Origin of the sequence: Rhodococcus sp. D-46, assembly GCF_011290655.1 — a bacterium.
GTDB lineage: Bacteria > Actinomycetota > Actinomycetes > Mycobacteriales > Mycobacteriaceae > Rhodococcus_F > Rhodococcus_F qingshengii.
In genome coordinates this window covers 677,285-701,768 of the sequence record NZ_JAANTF010000001.1, presented here as the reverse complement: position 1 = coordinate 701,768, position 24,484 = coordinate 677,285, and the positions used below count along the sequence as shown (strand labels likewise).

21 protein-coding genes are annotated in these 24,484 nt (G+C 63.2%); 1 reads left to right on the top strand and 20 read right to left on the bottom strand.

Features of this window, described 5'->3' with window-relative positions; all coding sequences use genetic code 11:
* Window positions 1–16: 16 nt before the first annotated feature.
* The 11 genes from G9U53_RS03390 to G9U53_RS03340 form a co-directional block, all read right to left on the bottom strand.
* Window positions 17–919 (bottom strand): NifU family protein, encoded by a 903-nt coding sequence (locus G9U53_RS03390; RefSeq protein WP_003942277.1) that lies wholly within the window; start codon window positions 917–919, stop codon window positions 17–19.
* 3 nt (window positions 920–922) lie between these two features.
* A complete protein-coding gene (locus tag G9U53_RS03385; RefSeq protein ID WP_058038665.1) occupies window positions 923–2,716 on the bottom strand; it encodes a nickel-dependent hydrogenase large subunit in 1,794 nt (597 codons plus the stop codon).
* Window positions 2,717–2,770: 54 nt separating this feature from the next.
* The gene (locus G9U53_RS03380; RefSeq protein WP_042922651.1) at window positions 2,771–3,886 is read right to left on the bottom strand and encodes a hydrogenase expression protein HypE; all 1,116 of its coding nucleotides are present in this window, start codon (window positions 3,884–3,886) and stop codon (window positions 2,771–2,773) included.
* 181 nt (window positions 3,887–4,067) lie between these two features.
* Window positions 4,068–4,880 (bottom strand): hydrogenase nickel incorporation protein HypB, encoded by an 813-nt coding sequence (gene hypB, locus G9U53_RS03375; RefSeq protein ID WP_030535604.1) that lies wholly within the window; start codon window positions 4,878–4,880, stop codon window positions 4,068–4,070.
* A 2-nt stretch (window positions 4,881–4,882) separates the two neighbouring features.
* Window positions 4,883–5,212, bottom strand: coding sequence for a hydrogenase maturation nickel metallochaperone HypA (gene hypA, locus G9U53_RS03370; RefSeq protein WP_075835262.1), 330 nt, complete (start codon window positions 5,210–5,212; stop codon window positions 4,883–4,885).
* A 160-nt stretch (window positions 5,213–5,372) separates the two neighbouring features.
* Window positions 5,373–7,067: a cutinase family protein gene (locus tag G9U53_RS03365; protein ID WP_007735070.1), complete on the bottom strand. Its 1,695-nt coding sequence runs from the start codon at window positions 7,065–7,067 to the stop codon at window positions 5,373–5,375.
* 181 nt (window positions 7,068–7,248) lie between these two features.
* On the bottom strand, window positions 7,249–8,361 hold the full coding sequence (locus G9U53_RS03360; protein ID WP_207624013.1) for an alcohol dehydrogenase catalytic domain-containing protein: 1,113 nt from the start codon (window positions 8,359–8,361) through the stop codon (window positions 7,249–7,251).
* A gap of 28 nt (window positions 8,362–8,389) precedes the next feature.
* Entirely contained in the window at window positions 8,390–9,748 is a 1,359-nt protein-coding gene (locus tag G9U53_RS03355; protein ID WP_003942169.1) for a pitrilysin family protein, read from the bottom strand.
* A gap of 127 nt (window positions 9,749–9,875) precedes the next feature.
* A complete protein-coding gene (locus tag G9U53_RS03350) occupies window positions 9,876–12,146 on the bottom strand; it encodes a polyribonucleotide nucleotidyltransferase (RefSeq protein ID WP_003942275.1) in 2,271 nt (756 codons plus the stop codon).
* A gap of 480 nt (window positions 12,147–12,626) precedes the next feature.
* Window positions 12,627–12,896, bottom strand: a complete 270-nt coding sequence (gene rpsO / locus G9U53_RS03345) for a 30S ribosomal protein S15 (protein ID WP_007735061.1) — start codon at window positions 12,894–12,896, stop codon at window positions 12,627–12,629.
* Window positions 12,897–13,054: 158 nt separating this feature from the next.
* Window positions 13,055–14,035: a bifunctional riboflavin kinase/FAD synthetase gene (locus G9U53_RS03340; RefSeq protein WP_003942148.1), complete on the bottom strand. Its 981-nt coding sequence runs from the start codon at window positions 14,033–14,035 to the stop codon at window positions 13,055–13,057.
* A 117-nt stretch (window positions 14,036–14,152) separates the two neighbouring features.
* Here G9U53_RS03340 and G9U53_RS03335 point away from each other — a divergent pair, with 117 nt between their 5' ends.
* Entirely contained in the window at window positions 14,153–14,899 is a 747-nt protein-coding gene (locus G9U53_RS03335; RefSeq protein WP_030535607.1) for a metal-dependent transcriptional regulator, read from the top strand.
* Window positions 14,900–14,908: 9 nt separating this feature from the next.
* Here the strand turns inward: G9U53_RS03335 and G9U53_RS03330 are convergent, their stop codons facing one another.
* The 9 genes from G9U53_RS03330 to infB form a co-directional block, all read right to left on the bottom strand.
* On the bottom strand, window positions 14,909–15,385 hold the full coding sequence (locus G9U53_RS03330; protein WP_030535608.1) for a GNAT family N-acetyltransferase: 477 nt from the start codon (window positions 15,383–15,385) through the stop codon (window positions 14,909–14,911).
* Window positions 15,382–16,302 carry a tRNA pseudouridine(55) synthase TruB gene (truB, locus tag G9U53_RS03325; RefSeq protein WP_020907442.1) on the bottom strand — a complete coding sequence of 307 codons (921 nt, stop codon included), beginning with the start codon at window positions 16,300–16,302 and terminating at the stop codon, window positions 15,382–15,384. The genes G9U53_RS03330 and truB overlap by 4 nt, the downstream gene beginning before the upstream one ends.
* A gap of 24 nt (window positions 16,303–16,326) precedes the next feature.
* Window positions 16,327–16,986 carry a 4'-phosphopantetheinyl transferase gene (locus G9U53_RS03320; RefSeq protein ID WP_003942126.1) on the bottom strand — a complete coding sequence of 220 codons (660 nt, stop codon included), beginning with the start codon at window positions 16,984–16,986 and terminating at the stop codon, window positions 16,327–16,329.
* 13 nt (window positions 16,987–16,999) lie between these two features.
* The gene (locus G9U53_RS03315) at window positions 17,000–17,923 is read right to left on the bottom strand and encodes a metallophosphoesterase (RefSeq protein ID WP_007735051.1); all 924 of its coding nucleotides are present in this window, start codon (window positions 17,921–17,923) and stop codon (window positions 17,000–17,002) included.
* Entirely contained in the window at window positions 17,908–19,245 is a 1,338-nt protein-coding gene (locus tag G9U53_RS03310) for an MATE family efflux transporter (RefSeq protein WP_347570802.1), read from the bottom strand. Before G9U53_RS03310 ends, G9U53_RS03315 begins: the two co-directional genes overlap by 16 nt.
* A 76-nt stretch (window positions 19,246–19,321) precedes the next feature.
* The gene (locus G9U53_RS03305) at window positions 19,322–20,314 is read right to left on the bottom strand and encodes a bifunctional oligoribonuclease/PAP phosphatase NrnA (RefSeq protein ID WP_165638321.1); all 993 of its coding nucleotides are present in this window, start codon (window positions 20,312–20,314) and stop codon (window positions 19,322–19,324) included.
* A 12-nt stretch (window positions 20,315–20,326) separates the two neighbouring features.
* Window positions 20,327–20,806, bottom strand: coding sequence for a 30S ribosome-binding factor RbfA (gene rbfA, locus G9U53_RS03300; RefSeq protein WP_003942248.1), 480 nt, complete (start codon window positions 20,804–20,806; stop codon window positions 20,327–20,329).
* A gap of 266 nt (window positions 20,807–21,072) precedes the next feature.
* Window positions 21,073–21,363, bottom strand: coding sequence for a DUF503 domain-containing protein (locus G9U53_RS03295; RefSeq protein ID WP_003942205.1), 291 nt, complete (start codon window positions 21,361–21,363; stop codon window positions 21,073–21,075).
* A 113-nt stretch (window positions 21,364–21,476) separates the two neighbouring features.
* Complete coding sequence (infB, locus tag G9U53_RS03290; RefSeq protein ID WP_063316555.1) at window positions 21,477–24,422, bottom strand: translation initiation factor IF-2; 2,946 nt, start codon at window positions 24,420–24,422, stop codon at window positions 21,477–21,479.
* Window positions 24,423–24,484: the final 62 nt, after the last annotated feature.

The window sequence follows — 24,484 nt, the reverse complement described above, 5'->3', positions numbered from 1 at the left end:
CGGGCTGCGTTCACGGCTAGGTCACCGGTATCACAGAATCGTCAGCAAGCGCGACCGAGAGCACTCCGTCGCGAATCAGCACCGGCACAGGCGCCAGGTGCTCGGAGCCGGTGCCCACCCGCGCTCCCGCCCCGTACACACTGAAGTGGGCAGAGCACGTCGGACAGGTGAGGACAGCGGCGTCTCGGGCAGGACGGCCCATCATGCGTTCGAGCACAGCCCCCGCCATCGAGTGCTCACACACCGGGCAACGGTCGCGATACGCGTACAGATCGTCACCGGAGCGGCAGACCAACAGATCGGTGCCCGACACGCGGAAGCCCGCGACCTCTCCCACCTCGACTTCGGCGAATTCGGGGACCTCCACCCAGTGCGTACCTCCCCCGTCGGCGTGAACGTGCGAGAACAGGGACTCGACCGAAATCACACCCGACTTCAGCTCATGCGAATCCGGTGTTTCGACGTCGATTCCGGTGGTCTCGGGTGCCGCCGCCTGCACCGCGTCCTGGACCGCGGTTTCGAGGGTCACCGAGGACGAAGGGCAACTGTTACAGCTTCCGAGAAGCCGTAGTCGCACTACGCCGTCCGCCACCTCGATCAGTTCGACGTCGCCTCCGTGCGAACCGAGGTACGGACGCACGCTGTCGAGCGCAGTGCGGACGCGGGTCTCCACGTCGTGCGGGTGAAGTCCGTGCACCAGTAGCAGGCTGGACACCAGATCGTCGCGAACCATCGCATCCATCGTGGCCGGATCTGCCAGAGCGACGGTGCGTTCGAGTGCTGCGCCGTACAACTGCACGACTTCACGCACCAGTTGCTCGGCGCGATCTCTCGCCACCGGGCCTGCGCCGGCATTGGCCTGCAACAACGTCTCGATGCGCTCACCTGCTCCGCGCCAGTAGTCGGCCGATTGCTCCATCGATCACTCCCCGGTCACGGACTGCGTCGGAGAGTGCAACTTCTCCAGAGTCTTGCCACCGCCGAGATACATGTGAACACCACACGGCAGGCAGGGATCGAAACTACGCACGGTCCGCATGATGTCGATGCCCTTGAAGTGGTCTCGATCGTTCTCCTCGAAGATCGGCTGACCCTGCACGGCATCCTCGTACGGACCGGGGGTTCCGTAGCTGTCGCGCGGGCTCGCATTCCACGGTGTCGGTGGGTACGGGTGATAGTTCGCGATTTTTCCGTCACGAATCACCATGTGATGTGAGAGAACTCCGCGGACGGCTTCGGTGAATCCGCAACCGATACCCTCGTCCGGGACCTCGAACGACTCCCACGTCTTGGTCCGGCCGGCCCGGATCTCGACAAGCGCCTTCTCAGCGAAATGAAGGGCAGCCGCGGCTGCGTATGCCTGGAAATACGTTCGCGCGCGGTTTCTTTCGAGGGTATTGCTGCCATGTTCGGGAATCTTCCACTCGAGCGAGACAGGAGCCTTCAGTGCTGTTTTCGGAAGATTGATCTTCACACTGTGTCCGGTCGACTCCAGGTATCCGATGTCGACCAGGCCGGCCAGAGCGGTGCTCCACAGGCGAGCCAATGCTCCCCCGCCCGTATCCAGAGCAAGGTTGTCTTTTCCGTCGAACCATCGCGGTGACATGACCCAGCTGTACTTGTCCTCGAGGTTCCGCTTCTGCGGGTGAGGGTTGGTGTGCTGATTCCACGGGTGCCTGCGATCGACCGGGTTACCCAGCGGATCGGTTTTGACGAACATCTCCTGATCACTCCAGTCCTCGTAATACGAGGAGCCCAGCATGATTCGGATACCGAGGTTGATGTCCACCAGATCCGTGGTGACCAACTTTCCGTCGACAACCACACCGGGAGTGACAAACATCTTCCGGCCCCAGTCGGTCATGTCCTTGTAGGAGAAATTGCAGTACTCGGGGTCTTGGAACGATCCCCAACAACCCAGCAGGGTCCGCCGCAGGCCAACCTTTTCGTAACCAGGCATCGCCTGGTAGAAGAAGTCGAACAGGTCGTCGTGCATCGGCACGACCTTCTTCATGAATTCGACGTACCGCATCAGCCGCGACATGTAGTCCGTCATCAGTTCGATCGTCGCGACGGTGCCGACGCCGCCGGGATAGAGCGTCGACGGGTGAACGTGCCTGCCCTCCATCAAGCAGAACATTTCGCGAGTCGAACGCGAGACTTGCAACGCTTCGCGATAGAACTCACCCGTGAACGGATTGAGAGTCCGCATGATGTCCGCGATCGTGCGATACCCGTGCTGCTCCTCGTGCGGGCAGCGCGTGTTCTCTGCCTGCGCCAGCACACCGGGATTCGTCTCGGAGACCATCTTCTCGCAGTAGTCGACGGCGACAAGATTCTCTTGAAAGATGTTGTGGTCGAACATGTACTCGGCGGCCTCGCCGAGATTGACGATCCACTCGCCCAGATGCGGCGGCTTGACGCCGTACGCCATGTTCTGTGCGTAGCACGAGCATGTGGCGTGATTGTCACCGCAGATGCCGCAGATACGACTGGTGATGAAATGCGCGTCGCGCGGGTCCTTCCCCTTCATGAACAGGGAATACCCGCGAAAGATCGACGACGTGCTGTGGCACTCCACCACTTCGCGATTGGCGAAGTCGATCTTGGTGTAGATGCCCAGACTGCCGACGATTCGGGTGATGGGGTCCCACGCCATCTCGACAAGACCGTCGCGGTCCGCAGTCGAGGTGGGTTCGGGAACGATGGCCGTCATTGCAGTGCCTCCCAGAGACGTTGCTCACGAACTGATTTGAATGTATCCGGTCGGTCACCACGTACGCGTCGCACCGGTGAGTAATTTCGACCCGCGCTCGCGCCAGTGCGGTTCCTTGTCCAACGTGTTTCCGGTGATCCGGCGGAGACTGTGGATCACGGACCCGTACATTCCCACCGCATTGGTGGAGAGTTTGCCGCCAGGTGGTTCATCCATGAACGGCATGAACTTGTCGGGGAATCCCGGCATCGTGCACCCGATGCAGATCCCGCCGACATTAGGACACCCGCCGACTCCGTTGATCCAACCACGTTTGGGGACATTGCATTTCACGACCGGTCCCCAACATCCGAGTTTGACGATGCACTTCGGTGACCCGTACTCCGTCGCGAACTCACCCTGCTCGTAGTACCCACCACGGTCACAGCCCTCGTGTACGGTGGCACCGAAAAGCCACTGCGGGCGCAGGGATTCGTCCAAGGGAATCATCGGCGCCTGATCAGTGGCCATGTACAGAAGGTAGGTCAGGGTCTCGGAGAGGTTGTCCGGCTGAATGGGACACCCGGGAACGCAGACGATCGGGATGCCCGCCTTCGATTTCCAGGTCCACCCGAGATAGTCCGGCACGCCCATCGCACCGGTCGGATTGCCGGCCATCGCATGTATGCCGCCGTAGGTCGCGCACGTACCGACCGCAACTACCGCAGTGGCTTTCGGTGCCAGCTTGTCGAGCCATTCGCTCGTGGTGACCGGTTGGCCGGTTTCGCGATTGTTCCCGAAGCCGCACCAATACCCCTCGTCGTGAAGTTTCTCGTTCGGTATCGATCCTTCGACGACAAGAACAAAGGGTTCCAGTTCTCCGCGGTCGGCTTTCCAAAACCACTCCAGGAAATCGTCAGCGCCACCCTGCGGTCCGCATTCGAAGTCGATGAGCGGCCAATGAACCGCTACCTGCGGCAGGCCGGGCAAGGCGCCGAGCGCGATCTCCTCGATACTGGGTTGCGTGGCTGCAGTGAGCGCCACCGAATCTCCGTCGCAACTGAGACCGGCATTGATCCACAGCACGTGGATCAGAGTTTCTTCCGCTTTGGCCGCTGCGCTTGCGGGGGTAGCTGCGCTTTCGGAGGCAGGTTCCGCCGTGGTGCCAGCAGTCGATTTTTGTGTGTCCATGTCAGCCGCTTTCACGGGTGCACTTGCGCCTTGACTCTCAGCGCCGCGACTGGCCTGACACGCTATGGCCTCAAGACTCTGTGGCCTCGAATTGCCGCGGCACCGAAACGCTGACGCCACCGGAGTCGAACCTCGGCCCACTTGCGTGGCACCCACTCATTTCATTAACTACCCGAGCAGATCAGTTGTCAACGGCCACCGGAGAAATCGCCGAACGACTACCGATCCACTCGTACCACTCGTCCATGCCCTCACCTGTCGTGGCAGACAGAACAACAACGCGCACAGCAGGATTGAGTATTCTCGCCTGCTCGACGCAGGCATCGACGTCGAACTCGACGTACGGGAGCAAGTCGATCTTGTTGATCACCACGAGGTCCGCGACAGCGAAGATGTGTGGGTACTTTTTCGGTTTGTCTGCCCCCTCCGGCGTAGAAATTAGGACAACCTTGCCTTCCTCGCCGAGGTCGAAGAGCGCGGGGCACACCAGGTTTCCGACGTTTTCGATCAGAAGCAGCGATTCTTCAGCGGGATCCAAGGCGCGCAGTGCGCGGTCGATCATCGCGGCATCGAGGTGACATCCGGCCCCGGTATTCACCTGCACCACCGACGCGCCGGTCTCTCGGATCCGCTCGGCGTCGAGCCGGGTTTCCTGGTCACCTTCGATCACGGCTATCGGTCGCTGACATCCGAGCTCCCGGATAGTTCGCGCCAGCAATGTCGTCTTCCCCGCGCCGGGGGAACTCATGATGTTGAGCGCCGTGATTCGGCGGTTCCGCATCCACTGACGATTGTGAACCGCAATGCCGTCGTTCTTGGCGAGCACCTGCTGCTCGAGAATCACGGTGTGGTCGGGGTGGCCGCGCTCATGGTCATGCTCGTGACCGTGCCCATGACCGTGCCCATGATCGTCGTGTTCCTGCTCGTGTTCTCCGTCTGCGACAACCGACACCCGAGGTCCTGTGGTGTCCCCGCACCCACACGTCGCGCACATGCTCAGCTCACTTCCATCGACAGGATCCGTAACTCTCGGCCGGCAAGCACCTCGACATCAGCACTGCCGCATTCACACAGCAAGAACATGTCGGGCGGCGAGAACATCACGCCGCAGCTTCTGCATCGCGCGCTGGTTGCAATCTCATCGATGTGCAAGCTGGCACCTTCGGCGTGAGTACCCGCGGTGACGACGTCGAAGCAGAACAGCAGAGAGTGTGGAACCACCGCGCAGAGTTGCCCTACTTCAAGCCGCACGCTCGATACTCGTCGCTCGCCGGCACGCTCACACACGGCTTCGACCACACTCTGCGCAATGGACAGCTCGTGCACGGTGAAACCCACGATTCGTGATCCGGAAACCTCCCTTCCACGATAAGCACCAACGGTCGTTGTGCGTAACCCGTACACGAAAACAGGCTGCGATCCGCAACTAATTGCGGATCGCAGCCTGTGACAGCGTTATTCGTGTGACGAACGCCGGCGAGAAGGATTACGGGTTCGGAACCGGCACCTTCGTCGTCGTGGTCGTCGACGTCACTGTCGTAGTCGGGGGCGCCGTCGTTGCATCCGTTCCCGCTACCGGTGTGGTCGGAACTGTCGACGTCGGCGTCACTGCCGCCGAACCCGTCGGAGTGGCAACCGCTCCCGATGTGACCGACGCCGATCCTGCCGCAGGCACCTGTGACGTGGTTGCGGGCGCTCCAGCAGATCCCGTGGAGCCAGTGGTCCCGGCCGGTGCCTGACCGGTTCCGGTGCCTTCAGCCACCGCGGCGTCGCCCTCAGCATTGCCGTCAGCCATGTAGGCATCGACAGCGGCACTGATCTGTTCCGGGGTCGGCTTCGCAGTTGTGTCGACGGGCTTTCCTTCCTTCGCCTGCTGGGCGAGGTAGGTGAGCCAGGCCGCTGCGTACTCAGCTGAAGTCAACGGCTTGCCGTTGGCCGCATCCGCATCTCGCCAGTAATCGAAGTGGTGTCCGACGTCTGGAGCGAGTGTCTGCTGGTAGGGGTCGCTCAAGATCACGGGAATCGTGTTCTGGTTGGTAGCAATCAGACCGACAATCTCCTTGAAAAGCTTCTGCGGCAGATATGCCAGCGGAGACACCTTGTCGGTGGACACCGTCTCGCCCTCGGCTACCGGCGCCGGCGCGGGTGTTTTTCCGGGCTTGTACTCCGGATCCGAGACCTTGAGCATCACCTGAAGGAATGTCTCGTCACTCTGCATCCAGTTGGGATTGGACGAAATGTCTGCGAACGCCTCGAAGACGATCTGGCCGAACACCACCGCGACGTCCTGACCGGTGGCCGGGTTCAGACCCTGCGCTTCGAGTTGGTCGATGTTCAACTGCCGACCGACATTTGCCGCCAAGATCAACAGAGAGATGTTGCTGGGAGCCGAGCAGGTGAAGTCACCGTCCGAGCAGAAGGACGCGACCTTGCCGTTCAGCTTGCCGAAACCTCCGGCAGTGCCGGGGAGTACACCTTCGCCAGGTGTCGCGGAGGTGCCGTTCTGGTACTTCGTATTGAAGTTATCCGGGTTCGTGAACGGATTCGTGGCACCGAGGAACGTGCCGTCGCCCGCTTCACGGCCTGCATCCGCCAGCATGACCACACCGACAACCTTGTCCGGGTCGACCCCGAACTCGTTGTTCTCCTGCGTACCGATGTCCATCGCGACGCGACGCACCACATCGGCGCCTTCGCTGTACCCGACGATCGAGAACTGAGTCTTCGGGCATTCCTTGGCGATGGCACTCATCACGGACTGCGTATTTGCAGCGCCGGCAGCGACGGCATCCTCGTAGGACGCCATGTTGGCCGGGTACGCGATATACACAGCCGCGTACGAGCCGGGCTTGTTCGCGTTGACGGAGCCTGCCGGGTTGATCACCTGGTCGACGCGTTCACTCTTGTAGTCACCGGACAGGGCGGCCGGCAGCGGCTTCCCGTCGGCTCCCAGCAACATCTTCACCGTCGAAGCGTCCGGTGTGTCGTGTCGACCGGCAACCGCGATGCTGACCATGTCGTGACACTCGGTGACCGACGACGTCAATTGTGTCTCGATCGTGCGTGACTCCGGAGAGTCCACAGCGACCGCAACCGCGACCAGTGCGGCCACGCCGAGCGCTGCGGGCGCTACTGCACCCGCCAGTATTCGATGTCGCGAAAAGAACCCACGAACCGGCATATCTTCTCCCCAATCAACTTTTGGAAAACGTACGACCGACCCCCGGGGCGTCACGCAACGTCATTCGAGTAGTCGTCCAGTACGAGAGGAGCGTTACAACGGGTAACGATTTTCCGTGGCGACTCGGGAGGGAATCGGGAGCGCAAACGCCTCATTTCCGCTGCATAACACCGACGTGCACCTACTCCGCGTCGAAGATAATGACCTGTCGGATTGCTTTTCCGTCGGCGAGTTCGTCCATACCCGAATTGATGTCGGCCAATTCGATTCGCGAGGAAATGAGCTTCTCGACCGGCAGCTTCCCGTCGCGCCACAACTGCGCGTAGATCGGGATGTCGCGGGACGGGACCGCAGATCCCAGGTAGCTGCCGATAATGGTCCGCGCTTCGGCGACCAGTCCGAGAGGTGAGATCGACGAGCGCGCGTCAGGCGCCGGCAACCCGACCGTGACGGTCGTGCCACCCGCTGCCGTCGCAGCCACCGCTGTCTCGAAGGCCCGAGCATTTCCCGCGGCCTCGACGACGATGTCTGCGCGAACGCCACTCTCGGACAGGCCGGACGGTGTGAAGACCTCGGTCGCGCCCAGTTCCAGCGCCTGAGCCAGCTTGGATTCCAGTGCGTCGACACCGATGACGTTCTCGACCCCGAGTGCCCTCGCCGTCAGGATTGCGGCCATCCCGACGCCACCCAAGCCGACCACCATCACGGTGTCTGCCGGGCGAGGCTTCGCCGCGTTGAGGAGCGCTCCCCCACCGGTCAACACCGCACAACCGAGTACGGCTGCAATTTCGGCCGGGATGTCGTCGTCGACGGGAACAACCGACTTGGCGTTGACCACAGCATGCGTCGCGAAACCCGAAACACCGAGATGATGTTTGACGTTCTCGCCGGAGCGCCGCAGTCGATGCGCGCCACCGAGCAAACTGCCGTCGTTGTTGGCAGCGCTACCCACCGTGCAAGGCATCCGGCCGTCAGTGGCGCATCCCGCACATTCACCGCACCGCGGAAGAAAAGTCATCACGACGCGGGTGCCCACCGACAACGAATCAACTCCGTCGCCGAGTTCGATGATTCGACCTGCCGCCTCATGGCCCAACAACATCGGCACGGTTCGTACCCGATTGCCGTCGACCACGGAGAGGTCGGAGTGACAAAGCCCGGCAGCTTCGATCTTGACCAGGATCTCACCCGGGCCCGGGGATTCGAGGTCGAGTTCCGAAATCGAAATCGGAGTCGACTCTGCGAAGGGACGCTTCCGGCCGATCTCTTCGAGCACTGCACCACGGATCTTCAACTGCACACCCCGATTTCGATAGTTCGAACTACTTGCCCACGATCCCGCGTACCGACGCGGGGAGGTCACGAACCCGCTTGTACGGACCCACGACGGCGGCTGCAAACGGCCTCGTCAAGAGCACCTGCGCCACCTCGAGCACCTCTTCGGAGGTGACTGCGTCGATGGTTGCGAGCGTCTGAGCAACACTGCGATGGTTGCCGTAGTTCAGTTCGCTGCGACCGATACGGTTCATGCGTGAGCCTGAATCTTCCAGTGCCAGAACCAATCCGCCGCGCAGCGATCCCTTGGCGCGGGCGATCTCGGCATCGGTGATTCCGTCCGTCGCCACGTTCGCGAGTACCTCGCGGATCACCGTAGCAACCTCCCCGAGGTTCTCCGGCTGGCAACCTGCATACACGGAGAACGCTCCGGTGTCCGCGAAGGTGTCGACGCCGGAATAGACGGAGTACGCCAGCCCGCGCTTCTCCCGAATCTCTTGGAACAGACGAGAACTCAGCCCACCGCCCACTGCGGCGTTGAGCACCGACAGCGCCCAGCGATGGCCCTCGTGCCGGCCGAACGCGCGTACCCCGAGCGCAAGGTGGACCTGCTCGCTGTCGCGGTGGGTCAAGCTCAGTTCAGGCATCGTTCGCAAACGCAGAGTGCCTTCGCGCCGCGGCGCCGGCTTGACCCCGCGCTCGAGATGTCCGGCAAATGCACGGCGAGCGAGCGTCACAACCTGCTTGTGGTCGACGTTTCCCGCTACGGCCAGCACCATCCGCTGCGGTGTGTAACGCCGAACATGGAAGGAATGCAACTGATTGCGCGACATCGACTCGATCGATTCGACGCTACCGATGATCGGACGGCCGACAGGATGATCGCCGAACAACGCGGTCAGGAACGCGTCGCCGAGCAAGTCTTCCGGATCGTCGTCACGCATCGCGATCTCTTCGAGCACTACTTGCCGCTCGACATCGACGTCCGCGGTTCTGCAACGCCCTCGCAGCACGACGTCGGCGACAAGGTCAACCGCCATCGGAAGGTCGTCGTCGATCACGTGCGCGTAGAAACAGGTGTGTTCCTTCGACGTGAATGCATTGAGTTCGCCGCCCACACCATCCATGACCTGCGCGATGTCCAACGCCGTCCGTGACGGCGTCGACTTGAACAGCAGGTGCTCGAGAAAATGCGCGGCACCGGCCACACTCGGCTGCTCGTCGCGCGAGCCGACTCCGACCCACACACCGACGGAGGCGGAACGCACACCGGGAATGAACTCGGTGACGACGCGCAGGCCGCCGGGAAGGACCGTGCGCTGTACTCCGGATTCGGGAGTCGCATCGATCGGAGATTTCAGCACAGCGCTGCGGCTGCGCGTGGTGTTGGGAGTGGTCTTTGCCATGAAAAGGTTCAGCAGTCCTCGGTGCAAGTGGTCAATCAGGTATCTACAGGCTCTGTGTCTACAGACAGTACAGATGCGGCCCCGCACGGAAATCCGCGCGGGGCCGCATCAGAGTACGAAGTGAGATCTACTCGGAAGCAGCCTCGTCGGCGGCCGGAGCGGCAGCCTCGTCGTTGCCCTCTTCGACCGGGATCAGCGAGATCTTGCCACGTGCGTCGATGTCAGCGATCTCGACGCGAATCTTGGATCCGACGTTGACCACGTCTTCGACCTTGGCAATGCGCTTACCGCTGCCCAGCTTCGAGATGTGCACCAGTCCGTCGCGTCCCGGCAGGAGCGAAACGAAGGCACCGAAGGCGGTGGTCTTGACGACCGTGCCCAGGAACCGCTCGCCGACCTTGGGGAGCTGCGGGTTGGCAATGGCGTTGATCATGTCGATCGCGGCCTGTGCAGACGGTCCATCGGTGGCGCCGACGAACACGGTGCCGTCGTCTTCGATGGAGATGTTGGCACCGGTCTGCTCGGTGATGGAGTTGATCATCTTGCCCTTGGGGCCGATGACCTCACCGATCTTGTCGACGGGGACCTTGATGGCCGTCACGCGGGGAGCGAACGGGCTCATCTCGTCCGGGGTGTCGATGGCTTCCGCCATGACCTCGAGGATCGTGGTCCGTGCGTCCTTCGCCTGCGAGAGTGCACCGGCGAGGACCTGCGACGGGATGCCGTCGAGCTTCGTGTCCAGCTGCAGGGCCGTGACGAAGTCCTTGGTACCTGCGACCTTGAAGTCCATGTCGCCGAAGGCGTCTTCGGCGCCGAGGATGTCGGTCAGCGCGACGTAGCGGGTTTCGCCGTCGACCTGGTCGGAGACCAGACCCATGGCGATACCGGCAACCGGAGCGCGAAGCGGCACACCGGCGTTGAGCAGTGCGAGCGTGGACGCGCACACCGAGCCCATCGAGGTGGAACCGTTGGAGCTCAGAGCCTCGGAGACCTGGCGAATCGCGTAAGGGAACTCTTCGACGCTGGGCAGAACCGGCATGAGAGCGCGCTCGGCGAGTGCACCGTGACCGATTTCGCGACGCTTCGGCGAACCGACGCGGCCCGTCTCACCGGTGGAGTACGGCGGGAAGTTGTAATGATGCATGTAGCGCTTGGTGGTCTCGGGACCGAGCGAGTCGACCTGCTGAGCCATCTTCACCATGTCGAGAGTGGTGACACCCAGGATCTGGGTCTCGCCACGCTCGAACAGTGCGGAGCCGTGTGCGCGCGGGATGATCGCGACCTCGGCGGACAGCGAACGGATGTCCGTGACGCCGCGGCCGTCGATGCGGAACTGATCGCGCAGGATGCGCTGGCGAACCAGCTTCTTGGTGAGCGAGCGGAACGCTGCTCCCAGTTCCTTCTCGCGGCCTTCGAAGTTGGGTGCAACCTGCTCGAGAACCTCGACCTTGACCTCGTCGGTCTTGTCGTCGCGTTCCTGCTTGCCGGCGATTGTCAGTGCGGCATTGAGCTTTTCGGACGCAGCAGCCTCGACGGCAGCAAAAACGTCGTCCTGGTACGCCGGGAAGACCGGATAGTCACCCGTGGGCTTTGCAGCCTTGGATGCAAGTGCTGCCTGTGCAGCGCACAGGCGTGCGATGAACGGCTTGGCGGCCTCGAGGCCCTCGGCGACAATGGCCTCGGTCGGTGCCTGAGCGCCGTCGGCGATCTTCGCGATGACGTTGTCGGTGGCCTCGGCCTCGACCATCATGATCGCGACGTCGGCGTTGTCACCGCTACCGGAAACGACGCGGCCGGCGACGACCATGTCGAAGACGGCGTTCTCGAGCTGATCGACCGTCGGGAATGCAACCCACTGGCCGGTCTTGTTCTCGTCCGAGACGATGAGTGCAACGCGCACGCCACCGACGGGTCCGGAGAACGGCAGGCCCGCGATCTGCGTCGACGCGGAAGCAGCGTTGATGGCCACGACGTCGTACAGATCCTGCGGGTTGAGGCTCATGACCGTGACGACGACCTGGATCTCGTTACGGAGACCGTCGACGAAGGACGGGCGCAGCGGCCGGTCGATGAGGCGGCAAGTCAGGATCGCGTCGGTGGAGGGGCGTCCCTCACGACGGAAGAACGAACCGGGGATGCGGCCCGCTGCGTACATACGCTCTTCGACGTCCACCGTCAGGGGGAAGAAGTCGAAGTGCTCCTTGGGGTGCTTGCTGGCGCTCGTGGCGGACAGCAGCATGGTCTCGTCGTCCAGGTAAGCAACGACGGCGCCGGCGGCCTGCTGAGCAAGGCGTCCGGTCTCGAAACGGATGGTGCGGGTACCGAAGGACCCGTTGTCGATCACGGCGGTGGATTCGAACACGCCTTCGTCGACCTCTACTACGGAATTCTCTGTCATTCTTTTCTCTTCACTTCCCTCTCGTCTTCGCCGTACCCGCGCGGGCGTTTCCACCCTCCTGGTGGAAACTGCGCACCGAGGGACGTCCCCCTCTTGAATTGCAGACGCTCCTTGCGATGCGAGCGATTTCTGCTTCGGGACGTCACGACGTTCGGGCGGCCGTCGATCGAAGTCCGCCGGAGCTTTCGGGCTCTTGCCCGGTCCGGAGAACCACTACCGACAACCGACACCACGTTCTCTGGTGCATACGGTGTGCTGGCTGCGTACTGCACAACTGCGCATAAACAACTGCGCATAAACAACTGCGCATAAACAACTGCGCATAAACAACTGCGCATAGCGCCGACAGCGGAAACTGCCTTGCGGCAGCTAACGCCGAAAGCCAGCGAAGCCCAGTATATGCGTGGCTTCGCCGGCTGACGGAGTGTTCGGCAAACCGAAGCATGCCGTGTTGCTTTCGATCAGCGTCGTGAGAAAAATCTAGCGACGCAGGCCGAGACGCTCGATGAGCGTGCGGTAGCGAGCGACGTCGGTCTTTGCCACGTACTTCAGCAGACGACGACGGCGACCGACCATCAAGAGCAGTCCACGACGCGAGTGGTGGTCATGCTTGTGGGTCTTGAGGTGCTCGGTGAGATCGGTGATGCGCTTGGTGAGCATTGCCACCTGAGCTTCAGGCGATCCCGTGTCGGTCTCGTGCAAGCCGTACTCGCCGAGAACGGCCTTCTTTTCTTCCGTGGTCAATGCCACTTGATTCACTCCTGTGATGACGTTTGCGTGAAAGGAACTAGATCGGGCGCGGCCACCGCAAACCGCAGCACGCACCGAGAGAAGATCCTACCAGCAGCAATGAGGCGCTCTCGCCCACCTGGAGCGAATGTGGCGGCCGCCACTGACACAGGAGGAACTCAACCGACGCTACGTTCTGCATCCTCACTCAGAATCCGGCGTGCGCGTTCGACATCTCGGTTCATCGCCGTGATGAGCGACTCGATCGAGTCGAACTTCTCCATACCGCGAATCCGCGAAACCAGGTCGACCGCGACGTGTTGTCCGTACAGGTCTGCTTCGGTGTCGAGAACGTATGCCTCGACGGTTCGGGTCCGGCCGGAGAAGGTCGGATTGGTACCCACAGATACCGCGGCTTGGTATCGGCGACCGGGAACGACGGTTCCGAGTTCCTCGCCGGCACCGAGCACCGTGAACCACGCCGCGTACACGCCGTCGGCCGGAATCGCCGAAAACATCGGCGGTGCAACGTTGGCCGTCGGGAACCCCAACTCGCGTCCACGCTTGTCACCGTGGACGACCACACCTTCGACACGATGTGGACGGCCCAGAGCTTCGGTAGCCGCTTCCATGTCGCCTGCGTCGACGCACGAGCGGATGTAGGTCGACGAGAACGTCACCGCATGCTCGGCGAGCAGCTGGACGCCGTCGACGGCAAAGCCGAAGCGAGCGCCCATTTCACGAAGAAGATCGACATTGCCGAGCGCCTTCTTGCCGAAGGTGAAGTTGTCCCCCACCACGACCTCGGCGACATGTAGACGTTCGACGAGAATCTCGTGGACGTAGCGCTCCGGCGTCAGCTTCATGAAATCAGCGGTGAACGGCATCACGCAGAACACGTCGATGCCCAGATCCTGAGCCAATTCCGCACGCCGTTGCAGCGTCGTCAACTGGGCTGGATGACTACCCGGCCGCACAACCTCCATGGGATGCGGGTCGAACGTCATCAACACGCTCGGAACACCACGTTTGCGGGCAGCGGTAACCGCTCTCGCTATCAATTGGGCATGCCCACGATGCACACCGTCGAACACACCGATAGTGAGCACACAACGACCCCAATCGGCCGGAACTTCGTCGAGACCACGCCATCTCAGCACGATTGGCAGCCTACGGGTCCACCGGCGGCGGGTCACGTTCGGACCCGCCCAGCGAATCACCGCTGTGCTGCCGCTCACGTACGGAAGTTCCGGATTTCGTAGCCTAAGCTAAGCGTTGTGGCAGCTCACAAGACCGGAACCTCGGAAGCATCATCGACGTCGGACGGCGACAGCACTTCGGCGCACGACGCGGCAATCGACACGCTCGCACTCTCGTCGGTGGCCCAGGACTACCTCAAGGTCATCTGGACTATCCAGGAATGGTCCCACGAGCGGGTTTCCACCAAGCTCCTGTCCGAGAAAATGAGCGTCTCGGCCTCGACGGTCTCCGAGGCGATCCGCAAACTCTCGGACCAAGGCCTGGTCGATCACGCCCGCTACGGATCCATCGCCCTGACCGACAGCGGCCGCGCCGCCGCCGTCTCCATGGTCCGGCGCCACCGGTTGATCGAGACCTATCTGGTTCAGGAACTCGGATACGGCTGGGACGAAGTCCACGACGAGGCCGAAGTCCTCGAACACGCCGTTTCCGATCTGATGATCTCTCGGATGGACGCCAAACTGGGCTTCCCCGAACGTGACCCGCACGGTGATCCCATTCCCGCCACCGACGGTTCGGTGCCGACTCCCCCGGCCCGCCAGCTCAGCGACTTCGCCAACGGTGAGCGGGGCCGCGTTGCCCGGATCTCCGATTCCGATCCCGAAATGCTCCGGTACTTCGATTCCGTCGGCGTCAGTCTCGATGTCGAGATCACCGTCGAGGAGCGCCGCGATTTCGCCGGGACAGTATCCGTTCGACTCGGCGACAGCCCCAACACCATCGACTTGGGAAGTCCAGTCGCTCAAGCAATTTGGCTCGTCTAGCCGAGGTAGTCAAAGCGGCAGTCGGTATCGGCGTTCCACGGGCCGGACGCCGTCGGTCCGGGTCCAGTCGGCGAGCCTCTCGTCGACGTACACCCACCCTCGACGCTCGTACAGTGCGATCGCCGGCAGAGCGTCGTCGACGACGTCGAGCACCAGTTCCAACCGACTCTCGGCTGCGAAATCCGTCACGGCATCGAGTAGCGCATCGCTGAGGCCGTTTCCACGTGAGCCAGGATGAACGAACAGTCGCGACACGGCTATCGATCCCGCGGTTGTGGGCGCACCTGCGACCTCGCTGTCGACGGCCACATGACCGACAACACGACCGTCGCTCTCACCGACCCACGCCTTCACCACCGTGGGCGAACTGAGCCAGCGGTGCGGGTTCTGCGGCCACGTGTTCGGATATCCGTCGCACTCGTGGACCTGTGCCAGCGCATCGACGCAACCGTCGAGGTCGCCGTCGACACGCTCGCGGACGATCACCCGCGAAGCGTCGCCGGTCGCACGACCATCACCGAACTGGCGCGTCGACCCTTCTCCTGCAGAAGCGCAATCGTGTGACCGGTGGGATCGATCGCCGCACAGATCCCCTTCATCCCGATCGGCTCGAGCCAGCGCCCCTGGCTGATCGCCTCGGCTTCTTCCGCCGTGATCTGCCGATGCGGAAAAGCCGTCTGCGCGGCCTGATCGATGTCGAGGCTCACACCCGGCTGATCCGCGAGATCTTCGAGCGTGCGCGCATGTTCGAGAGTGAACGGCCCGACGCGGGTGCGGCGCAGTGCCGTCAAATGACCGCCGACGCCCAATTCACGACCGAGGTCGCGGGCAAGCGAGCGGATGTACGTACCGGACGAGCACTCCACGTCGACGTCCAGATCGACGAAGCCACCCGGGACATCTCGCCGAGCCAGAACCTCGAAAGTCGACACCGTTACCGGACGCGGCGCCAGCTCGACGGTTTCTCCCGCACGCACCAGAGCATGTGCGCGCTGACCGTCGACCTTGATAGCGCTCACGCTTGCCGGGATCTGCTTGATGTCCCCGGTCAGCGTGGCCACGATCGCCGCGATCTCCGCGTCCGTCACCTGCGAAGCGTCTGCGGAGGTCAGGACCTCCCCCTCGGCATCGTCCGTGTCCGTCGCTGCCCCGAGGCGAATGGTCGCCGAGTACGCCTTGGTTGTCAGCGCCAGGAGTCCGAGCAACTTGGTCGCACGCTCGACGCCGAGAACGAGAACACCGGTCGCCATGGGATCCAGCGTCCCGGCGTGTCCCACCTTCCGGGTGTTCAACAACTTGCGGCACCGAGCGACCACGTCGTGGCTGGTGATACCCGCCTCTTTGTCGACAATCAGAATTCCGGCGCCGACAAGACCGGAGGAAGGCTTTTCACGAGCTGACACGTGTGCCGATTCTGCCAGTCGCGCTCACTGCACCGAAATTGCCGTCAGGATGAGTCCGTCCGACACCAACCACCTGCCGTCGAAAGAGGTGAGCGGCGGACCGGACGTCGCCTCACCGGGGACCAGCAGACGCGAGTTGAAAGTGCCGGACGTTTCCGACTCCGCCTCGAACGTGATGTGGGCGTCCTCGAAACCCAACCAGCGCCCGGTGAGCGGAAACCACGCCTTGTACGTGGCTTCCTTCGCGCAGAAGAGCACTCGATCCCAGTGCACCGGACCGCCGGTTTCCTGAGTGTCCAACCACGTTCGTTCCGCCTCGATGCTGACCGCGGGCAATACCCCGTCCGGCAGCGGGCCGTGCGGTTCGGCGTCGATACCGAGTGAGCGGACCTGCATGGAGTACGCCAGGACAGCGCCGCGGTAGCCGTCGCAATGGGCGAGGCTCCCGACCACTCCCTGCGGCCAGAGTGGAGCACCACGCTCACCGCGCATGACAGCGGCAGACGGAACACCGAGCTTGCCCATCGCCTGACGCGCAAGGTGCCGGGTGGTCACGAACTCACGACGACGCTTCTCGACCGCGCGGCCGATCAACGCTTCCTCACTGGGGTGCGGAACCAGACCGGGCGGATCGACGAAGGCCTCGGCCGTCGCAACTCCACCGGGAAGAATCTGTTCGATCACGTAGCGATACCTCTCAGCGTGCGGCGCGCATGCGCTCGACTTCGGCTTCCTGCTCCGGCGTGACCTTGAAGTGGCCACCCCACTTGTTGAGCGTTCCCGGCGGGTACTCCGGAACGGGAAGAATCTGACGCAACAACTTCTCCGGCAGTCCACGCCGACGCCACTCGCGCGGGTATCCGAGTGAGACTTCCTCGAAGCGGACGCCGTCGTAGTACGTGGTTCGAGGGATGTGCAGGTGCCCGTACACCGAGCACACCGCGTTGTACTTCACGTGCCAGTCGGCGGTAGCGGTGGTTCCGCACCACAGTGCGAACTCCGGATACATGAGCACGTCCGTCGGCTGCCGGACCATCGGGAAATGGTTCACGAGAACGGTTCTTGTGCCTTCGGGAAGCGCATCCAACCGCGCCTGGGTGTACTCGATCCTCGCCCGGCACCATGCGTCGCGCGTCGCATACGGCTGCGGTGACAGTAGGAACTCGTCGGTGGCGACGACGTTCTTGTCACGCGCGATCTCGAGCCCGTGTTCCTTGTCTCGCGCACCTTCCGGCAGGAAGGAGTAGTCGTAGAGAAGAAACATCGGGACGACCGTGACCGGTCCCTCGTCTCCCTCCCACACCGGGAACGGGTCCTCGGGTGTGATGACGTCGAGTTCGCGGCACATGTTGACCAGATACTCGTAGCGCGGCGCTCCGTGAATCTGAACCGGATCCTTGGCGGTCGTCCACAGTTCGTGGTTGCCCGGAATCCAGATGACCTTTGCGAATCGGCTGCGAAGGAGCTTCAACGCCCACCGAATGTCGTCAGTTTTCTCGGAAACATCTCCGGCGAGAATGAGCCAGTCGTCAGGCGAATCCGGAAACAGTTCCTCCGTCATCGGCTTGTTGCCGTTGTGACCGACATGAATGTCGCTCACCGCCATCAGCTTTGCTGCCACGATCCCTCTGCTTCCTCAGTTGAACTTCCGCGCTTCGCCGGCGCCGGACCTGTCACTGCCCACTTGCCGGAAAACGCTCGCCACGACACCGCGACCATCCGAAGTACTACGAACACGGTAAGCCCTGCCCAAATTCCGGCGAGCCCCCAGTCGTAGGCGAGAGAGAGCCAGATCGCGGGCAGAAACCCGAGAACTGCGCACAGCATGGTCGCGTTGCGCAGAAACACCACGTCCCCGGCGCCGAGTAGAACACCGTCGAGTGCGAAGACGATTCCCGCCACCGGCATGATCGCGACGAAGAACCACCATGCGATCGACATCTGACCGAGCACCTCGGCGTCGGACGTGAAGAGTCCGGGGATCACGGAGTGGCCGGCGGCGAAGAAGATCGCGAGCACCACGGCAAATACCGTCGACCATGCGGTGATCCGCCAGGTCATCCTTTTCGCCGCGGCTGCGAATCCACCGCCGAGCGCCGCTCCGATCAGCGTCTGAGCTGCGATCGCCAAGGAATCGAGAAGGAGCGAAACCAGGTTCCACAGTTGGAGGACGACTTGGTGTGCACCGACTACGGCCGCACCGAACCTCGACGCCACTGCAGCCGCGGAAACGAAACACGCTTGGAATGCGAGGCTGCGCAGAATCAGGTCACGGCCCATCAGCATCTGCGCCCGCATGATCGCAAAATGTGGTCGAGCCGAAACCGGTTCACGAAAGAGCGCCCAGGCGAACAGCACACCCGAAACACTCTGGCCCACCAGATTCGCAACAGCTGATCCTTCGAGTTCCAGACGCGGAGCACCGAGCAAGCCGTGCACCAGAATTGGACACAACACCGCCGAAATACCCAGGCCGACAAGGACGAACCGCAGCGGTCGCACCGTGTTCTGAACCCCGCGCATCCAGCCGTTGCCGGCCAGGGCCACCAGGATGAGTGGAACACCCAACACCGCTATCCGGAGCCAACTTTCCGCAGCCGCGGCGATGTCGGGAGTCCCGGCCACCGCCGAAGTCAGCGGGCCGGCGATCACCTGCACGATCACGACCAAGGCCAGGCCGATCGCGGCCGCCAGCCAGGTCGCCTGAACACCCTCGCCCACCGCATCACGCTCGCGCCCCGCTCCGTGCAGCCGTGCCGCGCGCGCCGTCGTCCCATACGACAAGAAGGTCAGCTGCGTACTCACCAACGACAGGATCAGACCACCGACCGCCAACCCGGCCAGCGGGAGTGCCCCGAGTCGGCCGACCACGGCGATGTCGAACAACAGATAGAGGGGCTCGGCTGCCAGCACCCCGAGTGCCGGAAACGCCAGGGAAAAGATTCGTCGCCCAGTGACGTCGAAATCAGCTGCCGAAGATCCCGCCGAGGTGGCGTCAGATTCGCTCAATGCCGCGGATTCAGCCGAGTGCCGCGACGAGCGCGGCAACAATCTCGTCGCTGGAACTGGTCGACGTGTATCCGGCCGACAGCCGGTGCCCGCCGCCACCAAGACTTTCAGCGACCGCCGACACGTCGATCGCCGACTTTGCACGCAACGAGATCGACCAGCTTCCGGAAACCGACTCTTTGAGTACTGCGGCAACTTCGGCTTCCGAAGTGGTTCGCACGATATCGACGACGCTCTCGATCTCCTCGGAGCGAAGATCGCCGATGTCACTGCGTCGGATGACCGCGTACACCAGCCCACGGCCGTCCGCGGCTTCCGGGACCAGCACCGCGGACCCGAGTACCGAAGCCAGCATCGGCAACCACCCGAACGGATGGGTGTCGAGCAGCTTTCGCGCAATCGCGTCGCCGTCGATGCCGGTCGCCAGCAAACGCGCCGCGAGCACGTGCGGAAGCGGACCTCCCCACCGGAAGGAGCCGGTGTCGGTGACCAGTCCGGCATAGAGACAGTGCGCGATATCGCGATCGATCGCGACTCCCCACGCATCGAAGAATCGTGCGATGAGCGCCGTCGTCGAAGCCGCGGCTTCGTCGACGACGTTGATACTTCCGAATTCGGAATTGGAGCGATGGTGATCAAGGACGATCGTGCGATTCGCGCCGGCGAGTCGACTCGACAACTCACCGAGACGGCCCTCGCTGCCGACATCCACCGTCACCAGTACATCGACACTTTCCCGAACATCAGTGGGCGCCACGAGCAAGTGGAGACCGGGGAAATCGCGCATCGACTCGGGCAGCGCCGACGGCCGACTGAACGCGACCTGCACCGAAACTCCCCGACGCTCGAGAACGAGACCGAGCGCAAGTCCGCTGCCGATCGTGTCCGCATCCGGCTGCACATGGCAGAGAATTGTCACCGTGTGTGCCGATTCGAGAACCTCGGCCACCTGAGCGAACTTCGCCTCGCAGGGGTCGACGTCCGAAAGTGCGGTGATCGTCATTCTCGGTGCGCGTCAGTCGGCTTCACGAACATCTGGCGACGCCTCGTCTTCGTCCGAAGCCACTCGCGGCTCCTTGTACGGATCTGCATCTCCGGCCGGCTGTGCATTCTCACGCGCCTTGGCGACCTCGTCGTCGGCGGCCTTGGCACGGGCCAGCAGTTCTTCCATATGACGCGCGGTGTCTGGAACGGTATCGGCGACAAACGTCAGAGTCGGTGTGAAGCGAACTCCGGTTCCGGCACCGACCTTCGAGCGGAGAACACCCTTGGCCTTCTCGAGACCTGCGGCGGCGGCTTCCACATCGGGTGCGGAATCGACCTTCTCGCCCATGACTGTGTAGTACACCGTCGCGTCGTGCAGATCGTTGGTGACCTTGGTGTCCGTGATGGTCACGAATGCGAGTCGCGGATCCTTGATCTCGTGATCGATCGCGGTCGCGACGATGGTTCCGATACGCTTTGCCAACTTGCGTGCCCGGGCTGGATCTACCATGACTGTCAGTCTCCTCTACCTGGCCACTCGAATCGAGGTGACTCGATCGATCAAAGTTCTGGTTAACAAGAATTATTACCGACAACAGTCTCGTCCATCGGCTACCCGGCAACCAAATCACCATCGGTAGAGGTCAGTTGTCGCATGCGTCGAGCGTGAGCACAAACACCGCCACAGTTGGTCCCGAAGCCACCGAATCCCTTGCCGACGAACTCGATTCGGTACGCCGTCTGGAAGCGTGGCTCATCGACACCGCCCGATGACGCTCAGTCTTCCGGGCCGAAGATTCGCCTTCGCACAGCCAGCAACTGAATCTCCGGACGCTCGGCGACCGCCCGCTCACAATGATCGAGAACGTCGTGCAGGTGATCGACAGACGAACTGACCACACCGACGCCCACGAGCGCACGACGCAGGCGTCCCTGCTCCCCCGCCTCCGCTGCACTCACACCGAATCGACGGAGTTCCGTCAGGATCGGCGACAGCATCGAACGCTTTTCCTTGAGTGAGTGGACATCGCCGAAAAGGATGTCGAACTCCAGTGCCCCTACAAACATTTTCCCCCTATACAGAGCCGAATGGACTCTCTCGGACTTGTATGTTCAAGTCCGAGAGAGTCCATGTCAGCTAGTACTCACGTGCGTCCGCCCCAACGCCCGTGTCGACATAATCAGTCGCGCGGCTTCTCGCGAAGCTCGTAGCACTCGAGAACGTCACCGATCTTGATATCGGAATAGGTGACGGTCAAACCACATTCGTAGCCTTCGCGAACCTCGGTAGCGTCTTCCTTCTCCCGCTTGAGCGAGGAGATGGTGACCGTCTCGGCAATGACCTTGCTGTCGCGGATGAGACGTGCCTTGGCGTTGCGACGGATGCTGCCCGACGTGACCAAGCAACCGGCAATGTTGCCGATCTTGGACGAACGGAACATGGCGCGGATCTCTGCCTTGCCCAGCTCGACCTCTTCGTACACCGGCTTGAGCAGACCCTTGAGTGCCTTCTCGACCTCGTCGATGGCCTGGTAGATCACCGAGTAGTAGCGAATGTCGACGCCCTCGCGGTTCGCCAGCTCCGTTGCCTTGCCTTCGGCGCGGACGTTGAAGCCGATGATGATCGCGTTGGACGCAGCAGCCAGGTTGACGTTGGTCTCCGTGATGCCACCGACACCGCGGTCGATGACGCGCAACTGCACCTCGTCGTCGATCGGAATTCCGAGGAGAGCCTCTTCGAGGGCCTCCACGGTTCCCGAGTTGTCACCCTTGAGGATCAAGTTCAGCTGTGAATGTTCCTTCAGAGCTGCATCGAGATCGTCGAGGCTGATGCGCTTACGACTCTTCGCTGCAAGCGCGTTGCGCTTACGTGCGTTGCGACGGTCCGCGATCTGACGAGCGATACGGTCCTCGTCGACCACGAGCAGGTTGTCGCCTGCACCGGGGACCGACGTGAAGCCGATGACCTGGACCGGACGTGAAGGCAGTGCCTCGTGGACGTCCTGACCGTGCTCGTCCACCATGCGGCGGACGCGGCCGTAAGCATCGCCGGCAACGATCGAGTCGCCGACCCGCAGCGTTCCGCGCTGAATGAGCACGGTAGCGACGGGGCCGCGGCCACGGTCGAGGTGCGCCTCGATGGCAACACCCTGAGCGTCCATGTCCGGGTTGGCGCGCAGATCCAGGGAAGCGTCGGCCGTCAACAGCACTGCTTCGAGCAGTGCGTCGATGTTGAGACCCTGCTTCGCCGAGATGTCGACGAACATGGTGTCTCCGCCGTACTCCTCGGCCACCAGTCCGTACTCGGTGAGCTGCTGCCTGATCTTGTCCGGGTTCGCGCCTTCCTTGTCGATCTTGTTCACCGCGACCACGATCGGCACGTCGGCCGCCTGGGCGTGGTTGATCGCTTCCACCGTCTGCGGCATGACGCCGTCGTCGGCTGCGACAACAAGGATCGCGAGGTCGGTGGCCTTGGCACCACGAGCACGCATGGCCGTGAAGGCCTCGTGACCCGGGGTGTCGATGAACGTCACGAGACGCTCGTTGCCCTCGAGCTCGGTCAGCACCTGGTAGGCACCGATGTGCTGCGTGATGCCGCCGGCTTCGCCCTCACGGACATTCGCCTTACGGATCACGTCGAGCAGACGGGTCTTACCGTGGTCGACGTGGCCCATGACGGTGACCACAGGCGGACGGGACTCGAGGTCCTCTTCTCCGCCGGCGTCCTCGCCGTAGGTGAGGTCGAAGCTGTCGAGCAGCTCGCGATCCTCGTCCTCCGGGCTGACGACCTGCACGACGTAGTTCATTTCGCCGCCGAGCAGCTCCAGCGTCTCGTCGTTGACCGACTGAGTTGCCGTGACCATCTCACCGAGGTTGAACAACGCCTGCACGAGTGCTGCGGGGTTCGCGTCGATCTTGTCCGCGAAGTCCGACAGAGATGCGCCGCGAGCGAGACGGATGGTCTCGCCGTTGCCGCGTGGCAGCCTGACGCCGCCGACTGCGGGAGCCTGCATGCTTTCGTACTCGGCGCGCTTCGCCCGCTTCGACTTACGTCCACGGCGAACTGCTCCGCCGGGACGACCGAATGCACCTGCCGCTGCGCCGCGCTGACCGGGACGGCCACCGCCGCCGGGACGACCGCGGAATCCACCGGCCGGAGCTGCTCCACCGGGAGCACCTGCACCAGCACCGGCGCCGGGAGCGCCGCCGCCGCGGTATCCACCGCCGCCGCCACCCGGACGACCACCGGGAGCGCCACCGGGACGACCCGGACGTCCGCCGCCACCGGGCGCGGGACGAGCGGAACGAGCAGGCATTGCACCCGGGTTCGGGCGAGGAGGCATGGAGCCGGGGCTGGGACGGGGTCCGCCCTGACCTGCAGGCGGACGGGGTCCACCCTGGCCGGGAGCCGGACGGGGACCGCCCTGACCCGGAGCCGGACGAGGTCCACCCTGACCGGGAGCCGGACGGGGACCGCCCTGACCCGGAGCCGGACGAGAACCGCCCTGACCTGCGCCCGGACGCGGTGCGCCGGGAGCCGGACGAGGTGCCGGACGCTCGGCGGGTGCCGAGGAGTACGGGTTGTTACCGACGCGAGGTGCCTTCGGTCCCGGACGCGGTCCGCCGGGCTTTGCGCCGGTGGACGGTGCGACCGGAGCCGCGGGGGCTGCCGGTGCCGACGCTGCGGGAGCAGCCGGAGCCGGACGTGCCGGCTGTGCTGGTTTCGGAGCGTTGAACGTCGGTGTGGGGACCGGCGCTGACGGTGCTGCTGGAGCAGCGGCTGCGGGAGCCGCGGGGGCTGCCGGGGCCGGAGCTGCGGGAGCAGCCGGTGCGGGTGCGGCCGGCTTGGGGCCGGGACGCGGTGCGCCAGGCTTTGCCGCCGACGGCGACGGTGCGCCGGGCTTTGCCGCGGGGCGAGCCGCCGGAGCGGCTGCGCCGGTCTCGGACTTGGTTTCTGCTCCGCCTGCCGACGGGAACGACTCCCGCAGACGACGGGCGACGGGCGCCTCCACTGTGGATGACGCAGACTTCACGAACTCGCCTTGCTCCTTGAGCGTTGCGAGTAGTTCCTTGCTGGTGACACCGAGTTCTTTAGCCAACTCGTGCACGCGGGCCTTGCCTGCCACTGCTCTCCTCACTGATGAGGTCGAGCAGGAGGCATCCCACAGATGTGGGTCCCGCACGACCT